We start from the raw sequence: 23,219 nt of genomic DNA on the forward strand, positions 1-23,219 counted from the left end.
GGCTTCGCCCACTTGCGAGACGCCCAGGCTTTGCTCGCTGCTGGCGGCGCTGATCTCGCCCATGATGTCGGTCACGCGTTTGATGGCGCTCACCACTTCGGTCATGGTGCTGCCGGCCTGGTCGACCAGTGAGGTGCCCTGTTCGACGCGCGCCACGCTGGCGCTGATCAGGGTTTTGATTTCTTTGGCAGCCTCAGCCGAACGGCCAGCCAGGGAGCGCACTTCGCTCGCCACCACCGCAAAACCACGGCCTTGGTCACCGGCGCGGGCCGCTTCTACCGCCGCGTTGAGCGCCAGGATGTTGGTCTGAAACGCTATGCCGTCGATGACGGTGATGATGTCGGCTATGCGGCGCGAGCTGTCGTTGATGCCCTTCATGGTTTCCACCACTTGGCTCACCACCGCGCCGCCTTGCACCGCAACCGTGCTGGCGCTCAGGGCCAGCTGGTTGGCTTGGCGGGCGTTGTCGGCGTTTTGCTTGACGGTGGCGCCCAGCTCTTCCATGGACGCGGCAGTTTGCTCCAGCGCGCTGGCTTGCTGCTCGGTGCGGGCTGACAAGTCGTTGTTGCCCTGCGCAATTTCGGCGCTGGCAGTGGCCAGGCTCTCTGACCCTTGCAGCACTTCGCCCACCACATCAGACAAACGCAGGCGCATGGCGTCCAGCGCTTGCATCAGTTGGCCTAATTCGTTGGTGCCGCGCACCGGCACCGCGATGCGCAAGTTGCCATCGGCCACGGCCCGTGCCACGGTGACGGCTTCACCCACAGGGCCGGTGATGCTGCGCACAAAAGCCACGGCCAGCATCATTGCCGCCAACAGGCCCGACAACAGCAGGGCGATCACGGTGAATTCGGCCCGGTGCATGTCGCTCACGCGGGCATCCAGCGCACCGGTCATGGTTTTCATGGCCAGCGCGTTGAACTCGTACAAACCGTCAATGGTGCGGGTGAATTCGTCAAAATACTCGGCGGGCGGTAGTTTGAGTTCGGCCGCGCCAATCAGACCCTGCTCCGCCAGCGCCATAGTTTTGTCCACCGCAGCCCGGCCGCTGTCGGCCTTGGTTTGCAATGTGGTCTGCATCTCGGGGTTGGCATCGCCGGCTTTTTTCAGGTTGCGAAACATGTCGCCTTGAACCTCCAGTGCCCGCTTCTTCAAGGCTTGCAGGGTGGCACGCCCCTCGGGTGGCAAGTTGCCCAGCGCCAGAAAACCGGTGCCTTGCGCACGCATGATGCCCAGGTTTTCAGCCAGCCAGGGCATGTTGACCAGTGACGCCTGAATCAGGTAATAGGTGGCTGCGTCAGGGTCCAAGCTCAAGCCGTATTCGTCGAGCAATTCTTCACTCAGCAGCAGTTCAGACGTAATCAACTGGGTGTGAAGCTTGGTGCTTTCTGCTGGCTTGATCTGGCGGTTGGCCACGCTTTGCTCCAGCGTCACCCAGTTTTTTCGCATGTCGGTCCAGTGCGTCTGAATTCGGTTTGACACCCCGGCTTGCCGGAACTCGGTGTCCATCGCGTCCATCGCCTTGACCAGCGCGTCACGCAGGGCCGGACGCCGTCCCGCCAGCGCCTCGTTGCCGCCCAGCATGCCTGCCGACATGCCCCGGTGGGTCTGCGTGAGTTGAATCACTTTGTTCAGAACCACCAGCGACCCACCGCCCCGTACCTCGCGCTGGGCCGCCTCAATATCGGTAAATGCACGCTTGAAATACAAGCCTGAAGGCAAGGCCACCATCAGCGTGGAAAGCAAGCCCAGTAATAGAAATTTTTGAGAGAGGTTCAATCGGTGCAGCAGGGACATGGGTGCAATATCTCATTGGTTTTCAGGGGGCGGTGCAGCAGGACTTGTGGCTGCTAAATGTGACTATAGCGAGTCAAGCGGCAACCCCCAACGACTGATTCTTGAAAACTTAAGTTGGGTTAATTTTTTTCAACCAACTTTTCTGCACTTGACTGTATATCGTTCTCGTAGATCCCTTCCCAGAGGTCACCGCTTTTCCAGGTGAAGGTTCCGTGGCCGTGTTTTTTGCCGGCTTTCCACTGGCCGGTGTATTTGTCCCCCTGGGTCCAATGGAAAGTGCCCAAGCCATCGGGCAGGCCGTTGAGGGAGTTGCCGACATAGGTTTCACCAGTGGCAAAGCGCATGCTGCCCGGTCCATTGGGCACGCCATCAACCACCGTGCCTTCAAATTGGTTGCCGGTGGCGAACTTGAGCTTGCCCTGGCCATTGGGGCGGCCGCTTTTCCAGTCACCCTCAAACTGTTGGCCACTGGTCCACTGGTACACGCCGGTGCCTTCAGGCTCGCCGGCCTTGAGTTGGCCGGCGTAGGTGTCGCCCGAGGCATAGCGCATGTGGCCCTGGCCTTGCGGTACGCCTTCAATCACGCTGCCTTCAAATTGATTGCCGTTGACAAACTTCACGCTGGCCTGGCCGGTGGGCTTGTCCTGGACCCAGTCGCCGTTGTAGCGTTGGCCGTTGGCCCAGATAAACACGCCTTTGCCATGGCGCAGGCCCTTGACCATCGGACCTTCATAGACATCGCCACTGGCCCACACCACTTTGCCGGTGCCAGAGTAGGTGGCGGCATCGGCATCACGCACAAACTGGCCGCTAAAACGCGTGGTGTCAGCGCTGAAATTAGAGGGAGCCACGTTGACGGGGTCGGTTTGGGGTGTTGGGGTTGGGGCAACTTTGGCGACGAGGGCAGTGGCCGCTGGCGGTGCTGCCAGGGGTGCTGTCACCGGCGCGGCGCTGGCGGTGACCGGCTCGGCGCGTTTGGCCACCGGTGTCGGCGGTGGCGGTGGGGCCGGGGCAACGCGTGCCACCCAAGGCGTGCCGCGTTCGCGCGCCAGGGCTTGGGCGTTGTTGCGGGCCGGGTCTTGGGCCGCTGCGCCCTTGCACTGGCCGGCAGCATCGCGCCACAAGGTTTCCGCCACCAGCGAGGCGTCGAGCTTTTCTTCTCGCGACAGGCCTCCCGCAGCAGCCCTGAATTTTTGGGTTTGTTCGCGGGCCTTGTCAAACAAGGGCGCGCAAAACTCGGCGTTTTGGCCGTCAATGTCGGACTGGTCTCGGCGTCGGTTGGCGATTTCCTGCTGGCTGCCGGTGCAGCGCTCCGAGGCGATGTCCCACATGTTTTCGGCTTTTCGGAACAGCATCGACGCATCGCTCCAGCGGCGCTCGCTCAAGGCCTGGCGGGCGATGTCTTGAAGGGCGGCGGCGTCTTTGTGTGCCGCTGCACACTGCGGCCCCGAGCCGAGTTGCTCCCTGATGCTGGCGCGCGCCTTCTGGCTGTCGGCCAGGTTGCGCTGGGCCCGTTCTTTGGCACGCCCGTCGCATTGCGCCAGCGCTTGCGACCAGCGCGACACCGCTTCTTCAAACAACCGGTCTTGCTCATTCAGTTCGATCTTTTGGGACTGGGCGGTGATGGCTTTCATGTCGGCCGCCATGGCTTTGTCAGTCAGCGGCCGGCAGCCTTCCAGAACGGGAATGGGCGCGGGTGTCGAAACTGGCACCAGCTCCGAGAGCGGGGGAAGATTAGCGGGCTCCTCGGTGGGTGGTGCGGGTTGGTCGCTGGCGGGTGCACTGGCAACCGGTGTTGCCGGGGCTTTGTCAGGGCTGGCGGCAGGCGGCGTTTGAGCCCAGGTCGTAAAAGGCAAGGCCAGCCAAAGGGCCAGGAAAATCGGGCGCGTCAGGGCAGAGGTCATGGGTGGCTTAGTTGGTGGAGGCGACTGGCATGCTCAACATGCCTTCAATCAGTCCGCGCGCGAAGGGCTGAGGGCTCAGAGTAGGGTCGCTGATCTCATCATAGGAGAACGCATTGGGGTTGGAGGCCAGCGGCATGTCGATGATTTCAAATTGCAGATTTTCGGGCTTGATGCCCTGCAAAATGGCCACGACGTCATCGCCACGGCCACGTTCTTCGGCGATTTTATTGAGGGCTTTCATGCGATCCGGGTCAAGCACCAGCGAGTTCGCCGTCAGGTCTTGCTCAATCAACTTTTGGTGCAGCGAAAAACTGGCCAGCGGGTTGGCATTGAGTTTTTCAAGCCGGGTGTAAGCCCAGGCATCGGCCCGGTCAAACACGGTGGCAGCCACCCAGGCCACACCCGACAGCGAGGCCCGGTTGACGGCCGCCCGTTGCATGGCGCCGACCACTTGCTGCTGCGTCATTTTCTGGACAGCGCCTGTGATTTCTTTGCGCATTCGATCGGCCGCGGCAGATTTGGCTTGCTCGATCAACTGGCTTTTCAGAATTTCAGAGGCCACAGAGGCTGCAGCAGATTTGGCTGCGGTGATCGCTGCATCGGCGGCGAGCGCGGCGCCCTGGATGCCTGAGGCTATAGAGAAAAGCGAGTACAGGTTGCTCACAATCGTCGAGCCGTAGTGGTAGGTTTTCATGCGCAGGCCGCCTTCTTCAGAGACGCCCTGGGTCCACAGGACGGCCCACAAGGCTTCGTCCTCGCTCAGGTTGGCTTGGGCGATTTCAATCGGATGCATGCTGCCCTTCCAGTGGTAGTCCTGGGCTTGCGGGCTATTGGGCGGCGCCAGACGCGTATAGCCACGGCAGACTGAAAAAGGGACCACGCGCAGTGTTTTCCCCGTTGATAGTTTGATGTCAAATGGTTTGCCTGAATCACGTCGCTCAGCCAGTTCCAGCGCCATCTTGACGGTGTTTTCCTTGCTGTAGCCCGCGATGTCCTGAATTTTGTCGCGCACCTGCAAGGGGCTGTCGGGGGCAGTAGCGACCACGGTCAGTCGCTCGTCCACGCCCAAGCCGCGCACCCAGGCTACACGGTCATCTTCAGCCATGTCATAACTTGTGGTGACCGAGAAAGGCAGCTCCCATTGGGTGTCGCAATCCGGGTCTTTCAAGGCGGCGGTGCGGGCAATGGCCGGGCGCAAGGCTTTTTCGCCGACGCCGTAGCTGCGGATGTGACCCAGCAGTTCTTCGTTGACCTTGCGGCCATCGTCAACGGTGTATTTTGGGCCGGCGCAGGCTGCCAGCAGGCTAAGAATGAGCAGCGTGAATAAGCAGCGCATGGGGGTGACTTTCCGAAACAGGGAGAAGTAATGGTCAGGCGGATATGTTACGTCCTGTTACCCCACTGGGCACCAGGGAACACGGTTGCGATATATCAATCTAATTGCAGTTGGTGTTTCTAAACTGGAAGGCATAAGTCCGTGCGTGAGGGTGCAGGGCGTCTGCCTTGGGGCCTGAGGCTCACTGCCAAAAACAGGAGATTCTTCATGGAAAAAATATGGTTGAAAAATTATCCAAAAGGGATTGAGTCCGAGGTGGATATTCATGCGTTCGCATCACTCAAGGAGGTGTTACGCAGCAGTTGCGAGCGCTTTGCCGACCTGCCGGCGTTCAGCAACATGGGGGCGTCCATGAGTTACGCCGAACTGGACCAGCACAGCCGTGATTTCGCCGCCTACCTGCAAAGTGGGTTGGGTCTGATCAAGGGCGACCGGGTGGCGTTGATGATGCCCAACCTGCTGCAGTACCCGGTGGCCTTATTTGGCGTTTTGCGGGCCGGTCTGGTGGTGGTGAATGTGAACCCGCAGTACACCATGCCCGAACTGCAGCACCAACTCAAGGACTCCGGGGCGGTCGCCATTGTGGTGCTGGAAAACTTTGCCCACACACTGCAAGAGGTGCTGGACAACAACCCGGCGCTCAAGCTCACGGTGATTACCACCGAGGTCGGCGACATGTTCCCGGTGGTCAAGGAACTGGTGACCAATGTGGTGGTCAAGTACGTCAAGAAGATGGTGCCGACCTGGAAGATTGAAAACGCCACCGAATTCAACGCCGCCCTGCGCAGCGGGCGTTCGCTGGCCTTGCACCCAGTGCCACTTAGCCACGCAGACACGGCGTTTTTGCAGTACACCGGGGGCACCACTGGCGTGGCCAAAGGCGCGGTGCTGACGCACGGCAACATGGTGGCCAACCTGCAGCAGTTGGGCGCCTGGATTGCGCACAATTTGCAGGAAGGTAAGGAGATATTTGTCTGCCCGCTGCCGCTCTACCATGTGTTTGCCCTGACCGCCAGCTTGGTGTTTTTCAAGATCGGGGCGCACGCCATCCTGATCACCAACCCCCGGGATATGCCCACCTTTGTGCATGACCTAAAAAAGTACCCATTCACAGCCATGATCGGGGTCAACACCTTGTTCCGCGCGCTGCTGGATGTGCCTGAGTTTGCCGGGGTCGATTTTCAGCATCTGAAGGTCGTTGTGGCCGGCGGCATGGCGGTGCAACGGGTCGTGGCTCAGCGCTGGAAAAAGACCACAGGCACGCCCATCATCGAGGCCTATGGCCTTACCGAAACCTCGCCCGGGGTGATGGCCAACCCCTTGAATATTGTTGACTGGACCGGTGCCATTGGCTTGCCGCTGCCCTCGACGGATGCCACCGTGCTGGATGAAAATGACGCGGAGCCACCCTTGGGGGAAGTCGGCGAAATCTGTGTGCGTGGTCCGCAAATCATGCCTGGCTACTGGAACCGGCCGGACGAAACTGCCAAGGTGTTTACCCCCGAGGGTTGGTTGCGCACCGGCGACATGGGATTTGTCGATGAACGTGGTTATTTCAAGATCACCGACCGTAAGAAAGACATGATCATCGTGTCGGGCTTCAAGGTGTTTCCGAACCAGATTGAGGACGTGGTGGCCTTGCACCCGGGGGTGGCTGAGGTGGCGGCCATTGGTGCCCCGGATGAGCGGTCTGGCGAAGTGGTGAAGATCGTGGTTGTCAAGAGTGACCCGGCTCTGACGGAGCTAGACCTGCTAACCCATTGCCGGCAGCAACTGACCGATTACAAGGTGCCCAAGATAGTTGAGTTTCGTGTCGACCCCCTGCCCAAGACCAACCTTGGGAAAATTCTGCGTCGTCAGTTGAGGGTGTAAGGCTTTTTGACCTGCAGCCCCCGTTGTATCTACGCAGGTAGCTATAAAAAAAGTAGCGGTTAAGGGCGCTACGGTTCGGGGTGAAGTGGGTATTTCTGTGGTGCCAGAGCCTCGCAAGCGGTAGATAATGCGTGGGCATTGATGTTGCACGCCCTACCACCATGAAACACCATTCCAAAACGTCCCCGTTTTCACGCAGCCTGCGCTTGGCTGTGGCCATGGCCTGTGCACTGATGGCCTTGTTTTATGTCTACGTGGTCGCTGAAAAACAAATTGACCGCGCCAACGAGCAACGCTACCAGTCCCGCATGCTGGCCAATGAGTTGCGCCAATCCTCCGATGATTTAACGCGCATGGTTCGCACCTATGTGGTCACGGGCAACCCGGTCTACAAGCAGCATTACCTCGATATTCTGGCCATTCGCGATGGCAAAAAACCGCGTCCGCTTAACTACGAAGACATTTACTGGGATCTGACGGCCGCTGGCGATCAGCCTGCACAAGCTGTGGGCGATGCCCCGATGGCCTTGCTGACCCTGATGAAGCAGGCCGGTTTTACCGCCGACGAATTGGCTAAGCTGGCGCAGTCCAAGGCTAAATCCGACATGCTCACCGGCATTGAGTTCAACGCCATGGCGCTGGTGGAGTCCACCGATCCCGATCTGGACGCGCGCCGCATTTTGGCCAGCCAGATGCTGCACGACGGTGCTTACCACCAAGCCAAGGTGGGCATCATGCAACCCATCAATGAGTTTTACGAGATGTCCGACCAACGCACTCAGTTGGCGGTGCAGGATGACGAGCGCACCGCCACTTGGTTACGGGTGGCGTTTGTGCTGTTGGGTCTGGGGTTGCTGGCGTCACTTTGGCGTGCCTACCGGGCGCTGCACACCACGCTGGGCGGGTCATTGGATGCGGTGCACGCGCAGATTGCACGGCTTGGCGATGGCGACTTTTCCGGGGTAATTGAGGTGGCCCCGGCGCAGAAAAACAGCGTGTTGGGCTGGTTGACTGAAACCCAGCAGCAACTCCGTGATCTGGCCCAGGCCCAACTCGTTTCAGAAGCCAGGCTCAGGCGCCTGAGCCGACTCTATGCCGCCTTGAGTGCCTGCAACCAGGCCATTGTGCGGTGCGTCACCGAGGCCGAGATGTTTGAGCAGGTGTGCCGTGCTGCGGTCGAACATGGCGGCCTGAAGATGGCCTGGATTGGCCGGGTGGACGCGCAAGCCGGGTTGATTGAACCGTTGGTGTCTTTTGGTGAGGGCGTGGCGTACTTGGACGGTATTCAAATCAGGCTCAATCCGGACAGTCCTTTGGGCCAAGGCCCCACGGGCGTTATGGTGCGTCAGGATCAGCCTTTTTGGTGCCAGGATTTTCAGCATGACCCCTTGACCGTGCCATGGCACTTGCAGAGCGTCCAATTCGGCTGGGCCGGGTCGGCGGCGCTTCCCCTGCACCGCAATGGCAGCATTGCCTTCACGCTGAATGTGTACGCCGGCGAGGTCAACGCCTTCGATGAGCCGACCAAGAACCTGCTGTTGGAGATGGCGTCGGATATTGATTACGCGCTCAAGAATTTTGATTTTGAAGCGGCCCGTGCCGAGGACTTGGCCCAGCGTGAATGCGCCCAGCAAATGGATGTCTTGCGCAGCTTCATGCTGGAGCGCTTGAGCAGCACCTTGCCGCAGTCGCAGGTGCTGCAGGAGTTTGTGCTCAAGATAGAGGCCGCCCTGCCGGGCGCACTGTGCTCGGTGCTGTTGCTCGACCCCGATGGCCAGCATCTGGGGCAGGGTGTTGCGCCGCATTTACCAGACTTCTATAACGCCGCCATCGATGGCGTACAGATTGGCATGAACGTGGGGAGCTGTGGCACAGCGGCATTTTTGGGTGAGCGGGTGATCGTGGGCGACATCGCTACCCATCCTTACTGGGCCGACTTCAAGGGCTTGGCACAGCAGGCCGGTCTCGCCTCCTGCTGGTCAGAGCCTATTTTGTCGGGTACTCGCCAAGTCATGGGCACCTTTGCCATTTACCACAGCACGGCCGTCATGCCGACAGCGCATGAGCTTGAAGTCATAGAAATGGCGGCGCGCCTGACCGCCATCGCGCTGGAGCGCAAGCACGCCGAGTCACAACTGCAACTCGCTGCCAAAGTGTTTGAGCAGGGCAGCGAATCCATCATGATTGCCGACAGTCAGCGCCGCATCGTGCGCGTCAATCAGGCATTCACCCGGATCACCGGCTACAGCGAGGCTGAGGCACTGGGTCGCAACCCCGATATGTTGTCTTCGGCGCGGACGGCACCTGAGTTTTTCAAGGCGATGTGGGAGGCGGTCCATGCCCATGGGCAGTGGCAGGGCGAAGTCTGGAGCCGCCATAAAGATGGCTCGGTTTACCCGGAGCTTCTCTACCTGACCTTGCTGCGCGACGCCAGCGGGGCAGTGACCCACTATGTCGGTATCGCCACCGATCTGAGCAAGCTCAAGAAGGATGAAGAACACATTCGTTTGCTGGCTGATTTCGACCCGCTGACCCGGCTGCCTAATCGGCGTTTGCTGCATGGGCGGGTGGCGTCGGCGCTGAGCCAGGCGCAACGCCATGGCGAACCGCTGGCGCTGTTGTTCCTGGACCTGGACCGTTTTAAAAACGTCAACGACTCGCTTGGGCATCACCTGGGCGATAAATTGCTGGTTCAGGTGGCGCAACGCCTGCAGTCGGTGTTGCGCGACCAGGACACGGTGTGTCGACTGGGGGGTGACGAGTTTGTCCTGCTGTGCACCCACACCGATGCGGCGCGCGCCGCGAAGGTGGCCAGTCAGTTGTTGGAGACCACGGCCAGGAGCTTCCTGATAGACCAACAGGAGCTGGCCATCACCTTCTCTGTTGGCATTGCCTTGTCGCCGGCAGACGGTGACACTTTCGAGGCGCTGTCGATGAGTGCCGAAACGGCCATGTACAGCGCCAAGCAGGCCGGGCGCAATGCCTACCGGTTTTTCACACCTGAGATGCAGGTGCAAACCAGCCGTGCCCTGCAACTGGAAAATGGTTTGCGCCGGGCGCTGGAACTGCAGCAAATGCACCTGGTGTACCAGCCGCAAGTGGCGCTGCAAGACGAGCATATTGTGGGTATGGAGGTCTTGCTGCGATGGGAACACCCGGTGCTGGGCCATGTGTCGCCGGCCGAGTTCATCCCGATTGCCGAAGAAAGCGGCCTGATCTTGCCGATCGGCGAATGGGTGCTGCGCACGGCCACGCAGCAAATGCGTCGCTGGCTAGATGCTGGGCTGGCGGTACATCAAATGGCAGTTAATTTGTCAGCCGTCCAATTCCGCCATGCGAATCTGCCAGAACTGGTGACTCAGGTGCTGGCCGAGGCCGATCTGCCCGCGCAGTATCTGGAGCTGGAGCTGACCGAGGGCGTGGCGATGAACGACCCGCTGGGCGCCATCGCCGTCATGAACAATCTGCATGAAAGAGGCGTGCGCCTGTCGATTGACGACTTCGGCACCGGCTATTCATCCCTGAGCTACCTCAAGCGCTTCCAGGTTTACAAGCTGAAAATTGACCAATCGTTTGTGCGCGACATCACCGACGATCCGGATGACAAGGCGATCGTGGTCGCCGTCATTGCGCTGGCGCGCAGCCTGGGGTTCCAGACCATCGCCGAAGGCGTTGAGACGCAAGGGCAACTGGACTTCCTGCGGGCACAGGGTTGTGATGAAGTGCAGGGTTATTTCTACAGCCGGCCCCTGCCAGCCGATGGTTTTGAGGCGTTTGTGCGGCGCCACGCCCAGCAGCTCCTTGCCTAGAAAAAGTCGGTTTCGGGTGTGGCGTCGACCACTTCGGTCAACTCGCCCGCTTGAACCAGTACCGAGTAGCTGCAGACCTGATTGCGGCCATGGGCTTTGGCGTAGTACACCGCTTTGTCGGCTCGGTCAAAGGCACTGCCGGGCGTGTCGTTGTTGCGCAGCGCAGAAAAACCCACGCTGACCCTGATCGTGCCCACCTGGGGGAATTCGTGCTCTTGCACCTTGTTGCGAAACCGCTCCAGCGCGCTGGCGGCATCGGTGTGGTCGGCACAGCGCATCAGCACCACAAACTCTTCACCACCAAAGCGGTAGATCTGGTCATGAAAGCGGAAATTGGTGCGCATCAGCCCGGCGATCAGCAGCAGCACTTCGTCGCCAATCAGGTGGCCGAAGTTGTCGTTGACCCGTTTGAAGTGGTCAATGTCGATCACCGCCAACCAGTAGCTGGCCCCCAGCTGGTGGCTGCGCCGGTCCGGGCCGTCGTCTTCAGCAATGCTGTCCTGCTCCAGCGCAGCACGCAGAAAAGCGCCATCGAAGCTTTTGCGGTTGAGCAGTTCGGTCAGCGAGTCTTTCTCGCCATAGTCGAGTAGGCCCTGCAAATTCAGGTAGAGCCGCAAGGCCGTTGCAATCAGGGTTTCGGTCGCCGGTGACAAGGGTTGCTCCGACTCGACTTCCAGCAGGCTGCAGATCGACAGGTGCAGGTCAATCGGGAAAATAGTGAGGAAGGGCGCCTCCGTGCTGCGCATGACCTGGCCGGTCGTAACTGCCGCGTGGCGCAGCGGAAATTCGGCCAGTTTGGGCAAGCTGGTCCAGTCAGACCAGACCAGATCGCGCTCGGGGGCAGATTGCCCGGCGTTCAAGCGAGCGCGTGACAGCCAGCGTTGGTCTTCCAGATGCCCGACCGCCCGCACCAGTTGGGTCGATTTCAGGTGCCAGTGGCTGGATTGACCGATGAGCTTAATCAGCGCGAAGTCCAGTTCATCACGGTCTCGCAAGCCGCTCAAGTCCACCAGCCGGTCCAGAAATTTTTTCATCCGCGGAGTCTACCCGTCGCCCCTCCGTTTGTGTGAGGAAAATGCTTGTTTTGAACTACAAAAGACGCTTCAAATAGCGCCCGGTGTGGCTGGCCGGGTTGGCGGCAATGTCTTCCGGTGTGCCCACGCCCACCACTTGGCCACCGCCAGCACCGCCTTCGGGTCCCATGTCAATCAGCCAGTCGGCAGTTTTGATGACGTCCAGGTTGTGCTCAATCACGACGATGGTGTTGCCAGCATCGCGCAACTGGTGCAGCACTTTGAGCAACAAATCAATGTCGGCAAAGTGCAGGCCGGTGGTCGGTTCGTCCAGGATGTAAAGCGTGCGCCCGGTGTCGCGCTTGGAGAGTTCCAGCGCCAGTTTCACGCGCTGCGCTTCACCGCCCGACAGGGTGGTGGCGGCTTGGCCGAGGCGGATGTAGGAAAGCCCCACATCCAGCAGCGTGTGCAGTTTGCGCGCAATCGTCGGCACTGCTTTCAGGAACTCGTAGGCCGCTTCGACCGTGAGTTCCAGGATTTGTGCGATGTTCTTGCCCTTGTAGAGCACTTCGAGCGTTTCGCGGTTGTAGCGCTTGCCCGCACACACGTCGCACGGCACATACACATCCGGCAAAAAGTGCATCTCGACTTTCACCATGCCGTCGCCCTGGCAGGCCTCGCAGCGGCCACCGGCCACGTTAAAACTGAAGCGCCCCGGGCCGTAGCCGCGTTCACGCGCCATCGGGATTTCGGCCATCAGTTCCCGAATCGGCGTGAACAGGCCGGTGTAGGTGGCGGGGTTGGAGCGGGGTGTGCGGCCAATCGGCGACTGGTCAACGTTGATGACCTTGTCGAAATGCTCAATGCCTTCGATCGACTCGTGCGCGGCCGGTTCTTCGTGGGCGCGGTACAAGGTACGGGCGACAGCGGTGTAGAGCGTGTCGTTGACCAGCGTCGATTTGCCGGAGCCCGAGACGCCCGTCACGCAGGTGAGCAAGCCGACCGGGAATTCAACACTGACACCGCGCAGGTTGTGCCCGGTGGCACCCATTACGCGCAGACATTGCATGTCGCCTTGCGTGGCGAGGTGATTGGCCTCGCGTGCAGCGCGGCGCTCGGCGGCCGGGCTGGGCGCGTGGTGCGCCGACTTATAGCGGTCGGCTGCGTGTTTGTCATGCACCGTGGGCAACCAGGGCGTGCGGTGCTTGGGTACGGCAATCTTGAGCGTTCCGGCCAAATACTGGCCGGTCAGGGAAGCCGGGTTGGCTTTGACCTCATCAAACGTGCCCTGCGCCATCACCCGTCCACCATGCACGCCAGCGCCCGGCCCCATATCAATCACGTGGTCGGCCGCGCGCATCATGTCTTCGTCGTGTTCCACCACCAGCACGCTGTTGCCAATGTTGCGCAGGTGTTTCAGAGTGTCGATCAGGCGGTCGTTGTCGCGCTGGTGCAGGCCGATGCTGGGTTCGTCCAGCACGTACATGACACCGGTCAGGCCGGAGCCAATTTGGCTGGCCAGCCGAATGCGCTGTGACTCGCCGCCGCTGAGGGTCTCGGCGCTGCGGTCCAGGCTCAGGTAGTTCAGGCCCACGTCGTTGAGAAACTTCAGGCGCAGGCCGATTTCACGCACCACCTTATCGGCAATTTCACCTTTGGCACCACTCATCTTCAAGGTATTGAAATAGGCGAACGCATCGCGCAGGGTGGCGTGGCTGATCTCAAAAATAGCCCGCGCTTGCGCGCCCTCGCCAATCTTGACGTGGCGTGCTTCACGTCGCAGCCGGGAGCCGCCACATTCGGTGCAGGGCTGGGTGCTGCGGTAGCGAGCCAGGTCTTCGCGCACCAAAGACGAGTCGGTCTCTTTGTAGCGCCGCTGCATATTGGGGATGATGCCCTCAAAAGGGTGCTTTTTGCTGACCTTCTTGCCTTGCGATACCCCTGAATCCATCATGTAACTGAACTTGATGTCTTCCTCGCCCGAGCCGTGCAGGATGGCTTGCTGAATCTCGACCGGCAGCGACTCAAAGGCGTGGTCGATGTCAAACTTGTAGTGTTTGGCCAGGCTCTCCAGCATGGCAAAGTAGTAGCCGTTGCGGCGGTCCCAACCCTTGATGGCGCCGCTGGCCAGGCTGAGCGAGGGAAACGCCACTACCCGAGCCGGGTCAAAGAACTCCTGCATGCCCAAGCCATCGCACGACGGGCAAGCCCCCACCGGAGAGTTGAACGAGAACAGGCGCGGCTCCAGTTCGCTGATCGAGTAGTTGCAGGTCGGGCAGGAAAACTTGGCGTTGAATAAGTGCTCTTTAGGCGTCAAGCCCCCGTCATTCGTGCGTGGCGTGCTATCAATTTCTAGAGCGATGGCGCGACCGCTGGCGACCCGCAGCGCGGCCTCAAAACTCTCGGCCAGGCGCTGGCGCAACTGGTCGCGCGCCAGCGGCTCACTGTCGGAGCGCACCTTGACGCGGTCAATCACCACATCAATGTCGTGCTTTTCGGTTTTCTTGAGGGCGGGCAGGTTCTCCACCTCATACGCCTGGCCGTTGATGCGAAAGCGCACGTAGCCCTGTGCCTGCATGTCGGCAAACACGTCCAGAAACTCGCCCTTTTTCTCACGCGCAATGGGCGCCAAAATCATCAGTCGGGTATCCAAGGGCAGGGCCAGCACGGCATCCACCATCTGGCTCACGGTCTGGGACTGCAGTGGCAAGTCGTGTTCGGGGCAAAACGGCGTACCAGCACGGGCAAACAGCAGGCGCAGGTAATCATGAATCTCGGTCACGGTGCCTACCGTGGAGCGCGGGTTGTGCGAGGTCGCCTTTTGCTCAATCGAAATCGCCGGCGAGAGGCCCTCGATCACATCCACATCGGGCTTGTCCATCAGTTGCAAAAACTGGCGGGCGTAGGTTGAGAGGCTTTCAACATAACGGCGCTGGCCCTCGGCGTACAGCGTGTCAAACGCCAGACTCGACTTGCCCGACCCGCTCAAGCCGGTGATGACGACCAGTTGGTTGCGCGGAATATCAAGGTCAATATTCTTGAGGTTGTGCGTGCGCGCCCCGCGAATGCTGATGGTCTGCAGTTGCAAGGCGTGGGCGAGGTACTTGCCCTCAGGCTGGGGTTCGGGAAAAGTACCGTCGGTGGGGGTGTTCAAGGTGAAATGTGCTCGGCGAAACCTAGCATGATAGTGAAAGTTGGGCACCTTGGCACGCAGCTGGGCTGAGTTCTTGCTTAGATCGGAGACAATTCACGAATTGTGCTGCCGTGGCTTTTCACGGCGAGAGCGTTGGAGAACCCTGTTTTGTCTAAAGTTGATGCCCCGTTAGCCGGAAAAGGCGCTGTTGCCAGCAACAAGATGACGCCTGTTGAGCGCCGCGCCAGTTTCTCTCTGGCCACCATTTTTTCCCTGCGCATGCTGGGTTTGTTCCTGATCCTGCCAGTGTTTGCCCTCGAAGCGGGTAAATACCCTGGCGGCGACGATCCGGCCCTGATTGGTCTGGCCATGGGGATTTATGGCTTGACGCAGGCGCTGTTGCAATTTCCGTTTGGTCTGGCCTCTGATCGATTGGGCCGCAAGCGCGTCATTATTTTCGGTTTGTTGGTGTTTGCGGTGGGCAGCGGGGTGGCGGCACTGGCACCGAGCCTGGTCTGGTTAACGATTGGTCGTGCGGTGCAGGGTGCGGGCGCAGTTTCCGCTGCCGTGACGGCCTTGCTGGCAGACCAGACGCGCGACGAGGTGCGCACCAAATCCATGGCGCTGGTCGGGGCCAGCATCGGCCTGATGTTTGCACTCTCCCTGGTGGTGGCCCCTTTGCTGGTGGAATACATCGGACTGGTCGGCTTGTTCACCATGACTGCCACGTTGGCCCTGGTTGGCGTGGCCGTGGTGATCTGGTGGGTGCCGGCCGAGCCGTTGCAGCATAAAAACCAGCCGCGTGGCAGCCTGATCGAAGTGTTGCAATTGCCAGCTTTGTTGCGTTTGAACTTTGGCGTGTTTGTCTTGCACGCTGTTCAGTTGGCGATGTGGATGGCGGTGCCCAAGATGCTGGAGCAGGCCGGTTTGTCGCATGAGCACCACTGGTGGGTCTACCTGCCGGCCGTGATGGGGTCATTTTTGGTGATGGGGGGCATGTTCCCAATGGAAAAACGCGGCTACTTGCGGGCCGTGTTCTTGATGGCCGTGGGGCTGATCACCGTGGTTCAGTTGGGATTTTGGGCGGTGGCCACCAGCTCGCCTAGCTTGGGGGCGTTGTCGGTCTTGCTGTTTTTGTTCTTTTGCGGCTTCAATGTGCTGGAAGCCAGCCAACCCAGTATGGCGTCGCGCGTCGCACCGGCACACGCCCGGGGTGCCGCCATGGGCGTTTACAACACCTTGCAGTCGCTGGGGTTTTTTGCCGGCGGCGTCATGGGCGGCTGGCTGATGAAACACCAGGGAGCGCAAGGTTTGTTCGCCGTCTGCGCGGGTGTCATGCTGTTGTGGCTGCTGGTGGCCTGGCCCATGACGGCGCCGGCCGCTAAAGTAGCCGGTCTGGCACCAAAGGCGGGATAATCAAGCCCGATACATTGCGGGACAGGCCGCAGCCAGGCGTAAGCGGGCCAGCTCTGTCCTCAACACTTAAAGAAGGAAAATCATGGCATCAGTCAATAAAGTCATTTTGGTCGGCAACCTGGGGCGCGACCCCGAGGTGCGCTCCTTTCCCAATGGCGACCGCGTGGCCAACATCACCATCGCCACCACCGACAAATGGAAAGACAAGCAAACCAATGAAATGAAGGAAGCCACCGAGTGGCACCGCATTGTGTTCAATGGCCGGTTGGCCGAAATTGTGGAACAGTACCTGCGCAAGGGCTCGCAGGTGTACGTGGAAGGTAGCCTGCGCACGCGCAAATGGACCGATAAAGACGGTCAGGAAAAGTACACCACCGAAATCCGCGCCGATCAGATGCAGATGCTGGGTAGCCGCCAAGGCATGGGCGAACCCTCTGGCCAGGATGAGGGTTATGGCGGTGGTGGTAGCAGTTACGGTGGCGGTGGTAACAGCGGCGGGAGCGGTGGTTATTCCCGTCCGGCACCGGCCTCGCGTCCGCAGGCACCCGCCCCGGCCCAGCGCCAGGCGCCCGCAGCGTCCAAACCTGCCAGTGGGTTTGACGATATGGACGATGACATCCCGTTCTAAATGGTACGTTTTCAATAAAAGTTGAAATAGTTACCCCTATTTAAGCCCTCGCTGCTTCATGGCTGCGAGGGCTTTTTTCATGGATTCTTGTACTGTGGGGGGTATGCAGATATACTCCAACCAGTATTTTTAAGGTGTCTTATGAATTTCCGTGCTTTCCCCGATATGGTTCGTTCTATTCGCTACTCCTTGCCGCTGATGGGGGCGCTGGCCCTGCCTTGCGTTCATGCACAGGTGGCGATTCAGGTGCCAGTGACACCCGCTCAACTCAAGTCGGTGGGCACCGGGTTTGAATTGGATGGGGTGATACAGCCAGTCAAGCAAAGCACGGTTTCGGCGCAGGCCAGTGGCCGTATCGCCACGCTGGTCGTCAAGGCCGGGGACAAGGTCCGCGCCGGGCAAGTGCTGGCCACCATTGACGACCGCGAAACGCAAACCGGCGTGCAACGCAGCCAGGCGCAGGTGGCGCAGGCGCAAGCCGACTTGCGCAATGCCCAAGCCAATTTCGAGCGCACGCGCGATTTGCAATCCAAAGGCTTTGTCAGCAAAGCGGCACTTGATACCGCCGACGCCCAACTCAAGGGTGCCATGGCCGGGCGCGACTCGGCCGGCGCCGGTGCGCAACAGTCAGCGTTGGCGCAGGGTTTTACCCGTGTCACCGCGCCGTTTGACGGCTGGGTGCTGCAAACGCAGGTAGAAGCCGGTGATCTGGCCGTGCCTGGCAAGCCACTGCTCACGCTGTACGCGCCCTTGCCGATTCGGGCCGTGGTGCAAGTGCCGGTGTCCCGCGCTGGCGTGGCGCGCGCGGCCGGTGCGGTTGAGGTGTTGATGCAAAACAACGATGGCAGCGCGCGCTGGATCAAGCCGGTAACGGTCAGCAGCGTGCCCACAGCCGATCCGGTGTCGCAAACCACCGAGTGGCGGCTGGAGTTGCCCACCGAGGCAGCCAAGACTTTGTTGCCGGGGCAGCAGGTGCGGGTGCGCTTCACGGGGGGCCAAGCTTCGCAAATGATCGTGCCGACCTCGGCCGTGTTGCGTCGGGGTGAATTGACGGCGGTCTATGTAGTGTCTGGAAAAGGCTTTGCCCTCAAGGCCATTCGCCTCGGGGCTGACCATGGACTCGAAGGTGTCGAAGTTGTTGCCGGCCTGATGGCGGGCGACCGCGTGGCGCTCGACCCGGTGAAAGCCGGTTTGGCCGGTGCCCAACCCGCTGTGGCCAAGTGAGATGGCGATGAACGACAACCCCAAACTGGGCATCTCCGGCCGCATTGCCGCTGCCTTTCAAACCAACGCGCTGACGCCCTTGTTGGCGCTGGTGGCCTTGCTGCTGGGTCTGTTCGCGGTCCTGGTGACCCCACGCGAAGAAGAGCCGCAGATCAATGTGACGATGGCCAACGTGCTGTTCCCGTTCCCGGGGGCCAGCAGTGTCGACGTGCAAAACATGGTGGCCCGACCGGCCGAGCAGGTGCTGAGCCAGATTGCTGGCATTGAGCATACCTATTCTGTGGCACGTCCCGGATTGGCGGTACTCACGGTGCAGTTCAAGGTGGGTGTGCCGCGCACCGAGGCCTTGGTACGTTTGTACGATGTGCTCAACGCCAACCAGAACTGGTTGCCGCGCGAATTGGGCACGCTCACGCCCATTGTGAAACCCAAAGGCATCGATGATGTGCCGGTGCTTGGCGTCACGCTGTGGAGCCGCGAAGCCTTGCCTGCGTTCGAGTTGGAACGGGTCGCCCATGCGGTCGAGAATGAACTCAAGAGCGTACCGGGTACGCGTGAAGTGCAAACCATCGGTGGACCCGGCCGAGCCGTGAATGTCTGGCTGGATCCGGTCGGTCTGCGCGAGCGCGGTATTGACCTGATGGGGCTCAAACAGACGCTGGCAGCGGCCAACTTTGGCATGCCTTCGGGTGCGGTGCTGGATGCCAGCAGCCAACCGGCGCAGATGCTCAGCATCGAGACCGGTGAATTCCTGCGCAACGCCAAAGATGTGGGCGACCTCGTGGTGGGCGTCTCCAAAGGGCTGCCGGTGTATTTGCGCGAAGTGGCCCGCATTGAAGACGGCGCTCAACTGCCACAAAACTATGTCTGGTTTACGCCCGGCGGGGCCTCGGCTGGCGTTGCCGTGGCGAGCGAAAAAGCAGCTTCTGCGCCCGCCGTGCCGACTTTGCAGGCGGGTAGCGTCTACCCAGCCGTGACGATCACGGTTACCAAAAAACCGGGTGAAAACGCGGTCGATGTCGCACAGGCGGTGCGCCAACGCATCAAGGACCTGAGCAACACGGTGATTCCGGGCAACATTGAAACCACCATCACGCGCGACTACGGCGAGACCGCCGCCGAGAAGGCCAACAAGCTTATCCAGAAACTGGCGTTTGCCACCGGCTCGGTGATCTTGCTGGTCGGCTTTGCTTTGGGTCGGCGCGAAGCGGTGATTGTGGGCGCCGCCGTGATTTTGACGTTGACGGCCACACTGTTTGCCTCTTGGGCCTGGGGCTTCACGCTGAACCGGGTGTCGCTGTTTGCGCTGATTTTCTCGATTGGCATTTTGGTGGACGATGCGATCGTGGTGGTCGAAAACATCCACCGACACCAGCAACTGACGCCCGAGGCGACGTTGAAAGACATCATTCCGCGCGCAGTGGACGAGGTTGGTGGCCCCACTATTTTGGCCACGCTGACTGTCATTGCCGCCTTGTTGCCGATGGCATTTGTGTCCGGTTTGATGGGCCCGTACATGAGTCCGATTCCGATCAACTCCAGCTTGGGCATGGCGATTTCGCTGGCTATTGCATTCACCGTCACCCCTTGGCTGGCGCTGAAATTGATGAAACAACAAGGACACGCGCCGGCTGATCACGGCAGTCCGACAGGCCTGGGCCCCAAGCTGCAAAACCTGTTTGCCCGCGTGTTGACGCCATTCCTGGACAGCGCCCGCAAGCGCTGGCTGTTGTTGGGCGGTATTTTGGTCGCGCTGATGCTCTCGATCGGGCTGACCTTGGTGCAGTGGGTGGTCATGAAGATGCTGCCGTTTGACAACAAGAGCGAGTTTCAGGTGGTGGTCGAAATGCCTGCTGGCACGCCGCTGGAGAACACCGCTGCCACGCTGCACGAGTTGGGCGCTTATCTGGCACAACAGCCTGAAGTGCTGAACCTGCAAGCCTACGCCGGCACCGCCTCGCCCATCACCTTCAATGGTTTGGTGCGCCAATACTATTTGCGCGCCGATGCCGATCAGGGCGATCTGCAGGTGAACCTGGTCGACAAGCACCAGCGCAGTGAAAAAAGCCACGTCATCGCGCAGCGCCTGCGCCCCGAGTTGGAAAAAATCGGCATCAAGCACCACGCCCGCATCAAGGTGGTCGAAGTGCCACCCGGCCCACCTGTGATGTCGCCTTTGATGGCCGAGGTCTATGGCCCGGACGAAGCCGGCCGGCAGGCCGTGGCCAGCCGCGTGGCGAAAGCGTTTGGCGACACGCCCGACATCGTCGGCATCGACACCTCGCTCAAGGAAAACGCGGCGCGGGTCTTCTTGCGCGTGCGCCGTCAGCGCGCGGAGTCCTTGGGCATTCCGGTGGCCGTGGTGGCGCAAAGCGCGGCCATGGCCTTGTCGGGCTCGGACGCGGCTTTCCTGCACGATGGCCAGTCCAAATACCCGGTGCCGGTGCGCTTGCAGTTGCCGCAGGCGTCCCAGGTCGGGCTCGACACCTTGCTGGCGATCCCGTTGCGTGCTGCCAACGGCCAGATGGTGCCGTTGTCCGAGCTGGTGCAGATCGAGCGCGGCGTGATTGACAAACCTTTGTTCACCAAAGACTTGCATGGTGTGAGTTATGTGTTTGGCGACATGGCGGGCAAGCTTGATTCGCCTTTGTATGGCCTGTTTGCCATTCGCAGCCAGCTCAAGGAAGCCGCCTTGCCGGGGGCTGGTGAGTTGGGCGAATACTGGATCAAGCAGCCCGCCGACACCTACCGTCAGTACGCCATCAAGTGGGATGGCGAACTGCAGATCACCTACGACACCTTCCGCGACATGGGCGCCGCCTATGGGGTGGGCCTGATCCTGATTTACCTGCTGGTGGTGGCGCAGTTCCGCAGTTACCTGACACCGCTGGTCATCATGGCGCCGATTCCGCTGACCCTCATTGGCGTCATGCCCGGCCATGCGCTGATGAACGCCCAGTTCACCGCCACCTCCATGATCGGCATGATTGCGCTGGCCGGCATCATCGTGCGCAATTCCATTTTGCTGGTCGACTTTATAGAGCTGCAAGTGGCGCAGGGTCTGGCGTTCAAGGATGCCGTGGTGCAGTCGGCAGCGGTGCGGGCGCAGCCGATTGCCCTGACCGGCTTGGCGGCCATGATCGGCGCCTTCTTTATTCTGGATGACCCGATTTTCAACGGTCTGGCCGTGTCGCTGATCTTTGGGATTTTGGTTTCCACCCTGCTCACGCTGGTGGTGATCCCGGTGCTGTATTACGCCTTGTACCGCAAGCGCATGGACGCGCCCCGCTAAGCGTTTTTTGTCTTTTAACTTTTTAACTTCAGGAGTCTCACCATGACTGTTCAACGCTATATTGTCGTCTTTGCCGGACTTTTCATCATGATTTCACTGGCGCTCGGCGTCGAAGGCAGCCCGCTCTTTGTCAGTAAATGGGCGCTGGCGTTCACCGCCTTTGTCGGTGTCAATCTGTTCCAATCCGGGTTCACGAATTTTTGCCCACTCGGCATCATCCTGAAAAAACTGGGTGTGCCCGAGTCCAAGATCGGTTGCGCCAACTAAGCATCCAAGCAAGGAAAAATCATGCCCAAATTGACTGACGTCACTGCACGTACCGATGTGCTCAACCGGCTCAAGCGCGCCGAAGGCCAGATTCGGGGCGTGCAGCGCATGATCGAAGAAGGTGAGAGCTGCATGAAGATCGGGCAGCAATTCTCGGCCGTGCGCAAGGCGCTGGACAGTACTTACCTGCGCATGACCATGTGCTTCATGGAGCAGGAGCTTGACGCCTGCATGCAGCCCGATGAGACTGAAAAAGCCGGCCTGGCTTTGATGATGAAAGACATGGAAACCCTGCTGGCGCGAATGGGTTGATGCTTTGGATTCTTAAGGAAAATAGACCTCTAGCCCCCGTGTCGCTTGTGTAAGTAGCTATTAAAAAAGTAGCTAACCAAGCGTGACTCAGGCCGCAATCACGCCGCCCCCCAAGCACACTTCACCGTCATACAACACCGCCGACTGGCCTGGTGTGACGGCCCATTGCGGCTCGGGGAAGGTGAGGCTGAAAGCCTCACTGGCACCCACCGCCAACTCACAGGAAGCGTCAGCCTGGCGGTAGCGGGTTTTTGAGTTGTACTGGCCCGCTACTGGGGCCGTGCCCGCAACCCAACTGGCGTCTTGCGCGGTCAATTCAAAAGACTGAAGCCACGGGTGGTCGTGACCTTGCACCACCCACAGCGTGTTTTTCTCCATGTCCTTGCGCGCCACAAACCAGGGCGCGTGCTCGCCGCCACCCTTTTGCGCGCCTTTGGCTTTCAGGCCGCCGATGCCGAGTCCCTGGCGTTGCCCCAGCGTGTAAAAACTCAAGCCTACATGCTGGGCGATGGTTTGGCCTTTTTCGTTCTTGATCGGGCCGGGTTCCTTGGCGATGTACTGGTTCAAAAAGTCGCGGAACGGGCGCTCGCCAATAAAACAAATGCCGGTCGAGTCTTTCTTTTTGGCATTCGGCAGGCCAATCTCCAGCGCGATGCGGCGCACCTCGGTTTTGAGCAACTCACCGACCGGGAACAAGGTCTTGGACAACTGCGCCTGGTTCAACCGGTGCAAAAAGTAACTCTGGTCTTTGGACGGGTCCAGCCCCTTGAGCAACTCGTGTTTGCCGGTGACCTCGTTAAGCCGCACCCGGGCGTAATGGCCGGTGGCAATTTTTTCGGCACCCAGGCGCAAGGCGTGGTCTAAAAATGCCTTGAACTTGATCTCGGCGTTGCACAAAATGTCGGGGTTGGGCGTGCGACCCGCGCTGTATTCACGCAGAAATTCAGCAAACACACGGTCTTTGTACTCGGCGGCAAAGTTGACGTGCTCAATCTCGATGCCGATCACGTCGGCCACCGCGGCGGCGTCCACGAAGTCGATGTTGGACGAGCAAAATTCCGAGTCGTCGTCATCCTCCCAGTTTTTCATGAAGATGCCGATGACGTCATAGCCCTGCTCTTTGAGCAGCCAGGCAGTCACCGCGGAGTCCACGCCACCGCTCAAACCGACCACCACCCGTTGTCCTGTGTGTTGCTTGTTCATAGGGGTGAAATTA

At 60.1% G+C, this 23,219-nt stretch carries 14 protein-coding genes; 8 read left to right on the top strand and 6 right to left on the bottom strand.

The genetic code is table 11. The annotated features are described in order from the left end of the window. From WCG50_RS07060 to WCG50_RS07070, 3 genes are all read right to left on the bottom strand, one after another. Positions 1 to 1,797: methyl-accepting chemotaxis protein (locus WCG50_RS07060; RefSeq protein ID WP_336898882.1), on the bottom strand; the 1,797-nt coding region annotated here is incomplete at its 3' end. A gap of 119 nt (positions 1,798 to 1,916) precedes the next feature. Continuing rightward, positions 1,917 to 3,701 carry a hypothetical protein gene (locus tag WCG50_RS07065; protein WP_336898883.1) on the bottom strand — a complete coding sequence of 595 codons (1,785 nt, stop codon included), beginning with the start codon at positions 3,699 to 3,701 and terminating at the stop codon, positions 1,917 to 1,919. A gap of 7 nt (positions 3,702 to 3,708) precedes the next feature. Beyond that, entirely contained in the window at positions 3,709 to 5,037 is a 1,329-nt protein-coding gene (locus WCG50_RS07070; RefSeq protein WP_336898884.1) for a hypothetical protein, read from the bottom strand. 207 nt (positions 5,038 to 5,244) lie between these two features. Here WCG50_RS07070 and WCG50_RS07075 point away from each other — a divergent pair, with 207 nt between their 5' ends. Together WCG50_RS07075 and WCG50_RS07080 are read left to right on the top strand one after the other, a co-directional pair. Then, complete coding sequence (locus WCG50_RS07075; protein ID WP_336898885.1) at positions 5,245 to 6,909, top strand: AMP-binding protein; 1,665 nt, start codon at positions 5,245 to 5,247, stop codon at positions 6,907 to 6,909. Between the two features lie 161 nt (positions 6,910 to 7,070). Then, the gene (locus WCG50_RS07080) at positions 7,071 to 10,718 is read left to right on the top strand and encodes an EAL domain-containing protein (RefSeq protein ID WP_336898886.1); all 3,648 of its coding nucleotides are present in this window, start codon (positions 7,071 to 7,073) and stop codon (positions 10,716 to 10,718) included. Here the strand turns inward: WCG50_RS07080 and WCG50_RS07085 are convergent. Together WCG50_RS07085 and uvrA are read right to left on the bottom strand one after the other, a co-directional pair. After that, entirely contained in the window at positions 10,715 to 11,752 is a 1,038-nt protein-coding gene (locus WCG50_RS07085) for a GGDEF domain-containing protein (protein WP_336898887.1), read from the bottom strand. The two genes, WCG50_RS07080 and WCG50_RS07085, sit on opposite strands and share 4 nt — an antisense overlap. A gap of 55 nt (positions 11,753 to 11,807) precedes the next feature. Then, complete coding sequence (gene uvrA / locus WCG50_RS07090; RefSeq protein ID WP_336898905.1) at positions 11,808 to 14,819, bottom strand: excinuclease ABC subunit UvrA; 3,012 nt, start codon at positions 14,817 to 14,819, stop codon at positions 11,808 to 11,810. 267 nt (positions 14,820 to 15,086) lie between these two features. Between uvrA and WCG50_RS07095 the strand changes: the two genes are divergently transcribed. From WCG50_RS07095 to WCG50_RS07120, 6 genes are all read left to right on the top strand, one after another. Beyond that, positions 15,087 to 16,280, top strand: a complete 1,194-nt coding sequence (locus WCG50_RS07095) for an MFS transporter (protein ID WP_336898906.1) — start codon at positions 15,087 to 15,089, stop codon at positions 16,278 to 16,280. Positions 16,281 to 16,362: 82 nt separating this feature from the next. After that, on the top strand, positions 16,363 to 16,908 hold the full coding sequence (ssb, locus tag WCG50_RS07100; RefSeq protein ID WP_336898888.1) for a single-stranded DNA-binding protein: 546 nt from the start codon (positions 16,363 to 16,365) through the stop codon (positions 16,906 to 16,908). Between the two features lie 141 nt (positions 16,909 to 17,049). Further along, positions 17,050 to 18,132 carry an efflux RND transporter periplasmic adaptor subunit gene (locus tag WCG50_RS07105; protein ID WP_336898889.1) on the top strand — a complete coding sequence of 361 codons (1,083 nt, stop codon included), beginning with the start codon at positions 17,050 to 17,052 and terminating at the stop codon, positions 18,130 to 18,132. Between the two features lies 1 nt (position 18,133). Then, a complete protein-coding gene (locus WCG50_RS07110; protein ID WP_336898890.1) occupies positions 18,134 to 21,424 on the top strand; it encodes an efflux RND transporter permease subunit in 3,291 nt (1,096 codons plus the stop codon). A 42-nt stretch (positions 21,425 to 21,466) separates the two neighbouring features. Further along, on the top strand, positions 21,467 to 21,691 hold the full coding sequence (locus WCG50_RS07115; protein ID WP_336898891.1) for a DUF2892 domain-containing protein: 225 nt from the start codon (positions 21,467 to 21,469) through the stop codon (positions 21,689 to 21,691). Positions 21,692 to 21,712: 21 nt separating this feature from the next. After that, positions 21,713 to 22,003 (top strand): metal-sensing transcriptional repressor, encoded by a 291-nt coding sequence (locus tag WCG50_RS07120; RefSeq protein WP_336898892.1) that lies wholly within the window; start codon positions 21,713 to 21,715, stop codon positions 22,001 to 22,003. 87 nt (positions 22,004 to 22,090) lie between these two features. Here the strand turns inward: WCG50_RS07120 and mnmA are convergent, their stop codons facing one another. After that, a complete protein-coding gene (mnmA, locus tag WCG50_RS07125; protein WP_336898893.1) occupies positions 22,091 to 23,206 on the bottom strand; it encodes a tRNA 2-thiouridine(34) synthase MnmA in 1,116 nt (371 codons plus the stop codon). Positions 23,207 to 23,219 lie beyond the last annotated feature (13 nt).

It is taken from the genome of Rhodoferax sp., from assembly GCF_037143375.1.
In the GTDB taxonomy this organism is placed as follows: domain Bacteria; phylum Pseudomonadota; class Gammaproteobacteria; order Burkholderiales; family Burkholderiaceae_C; genus Rhodoferax.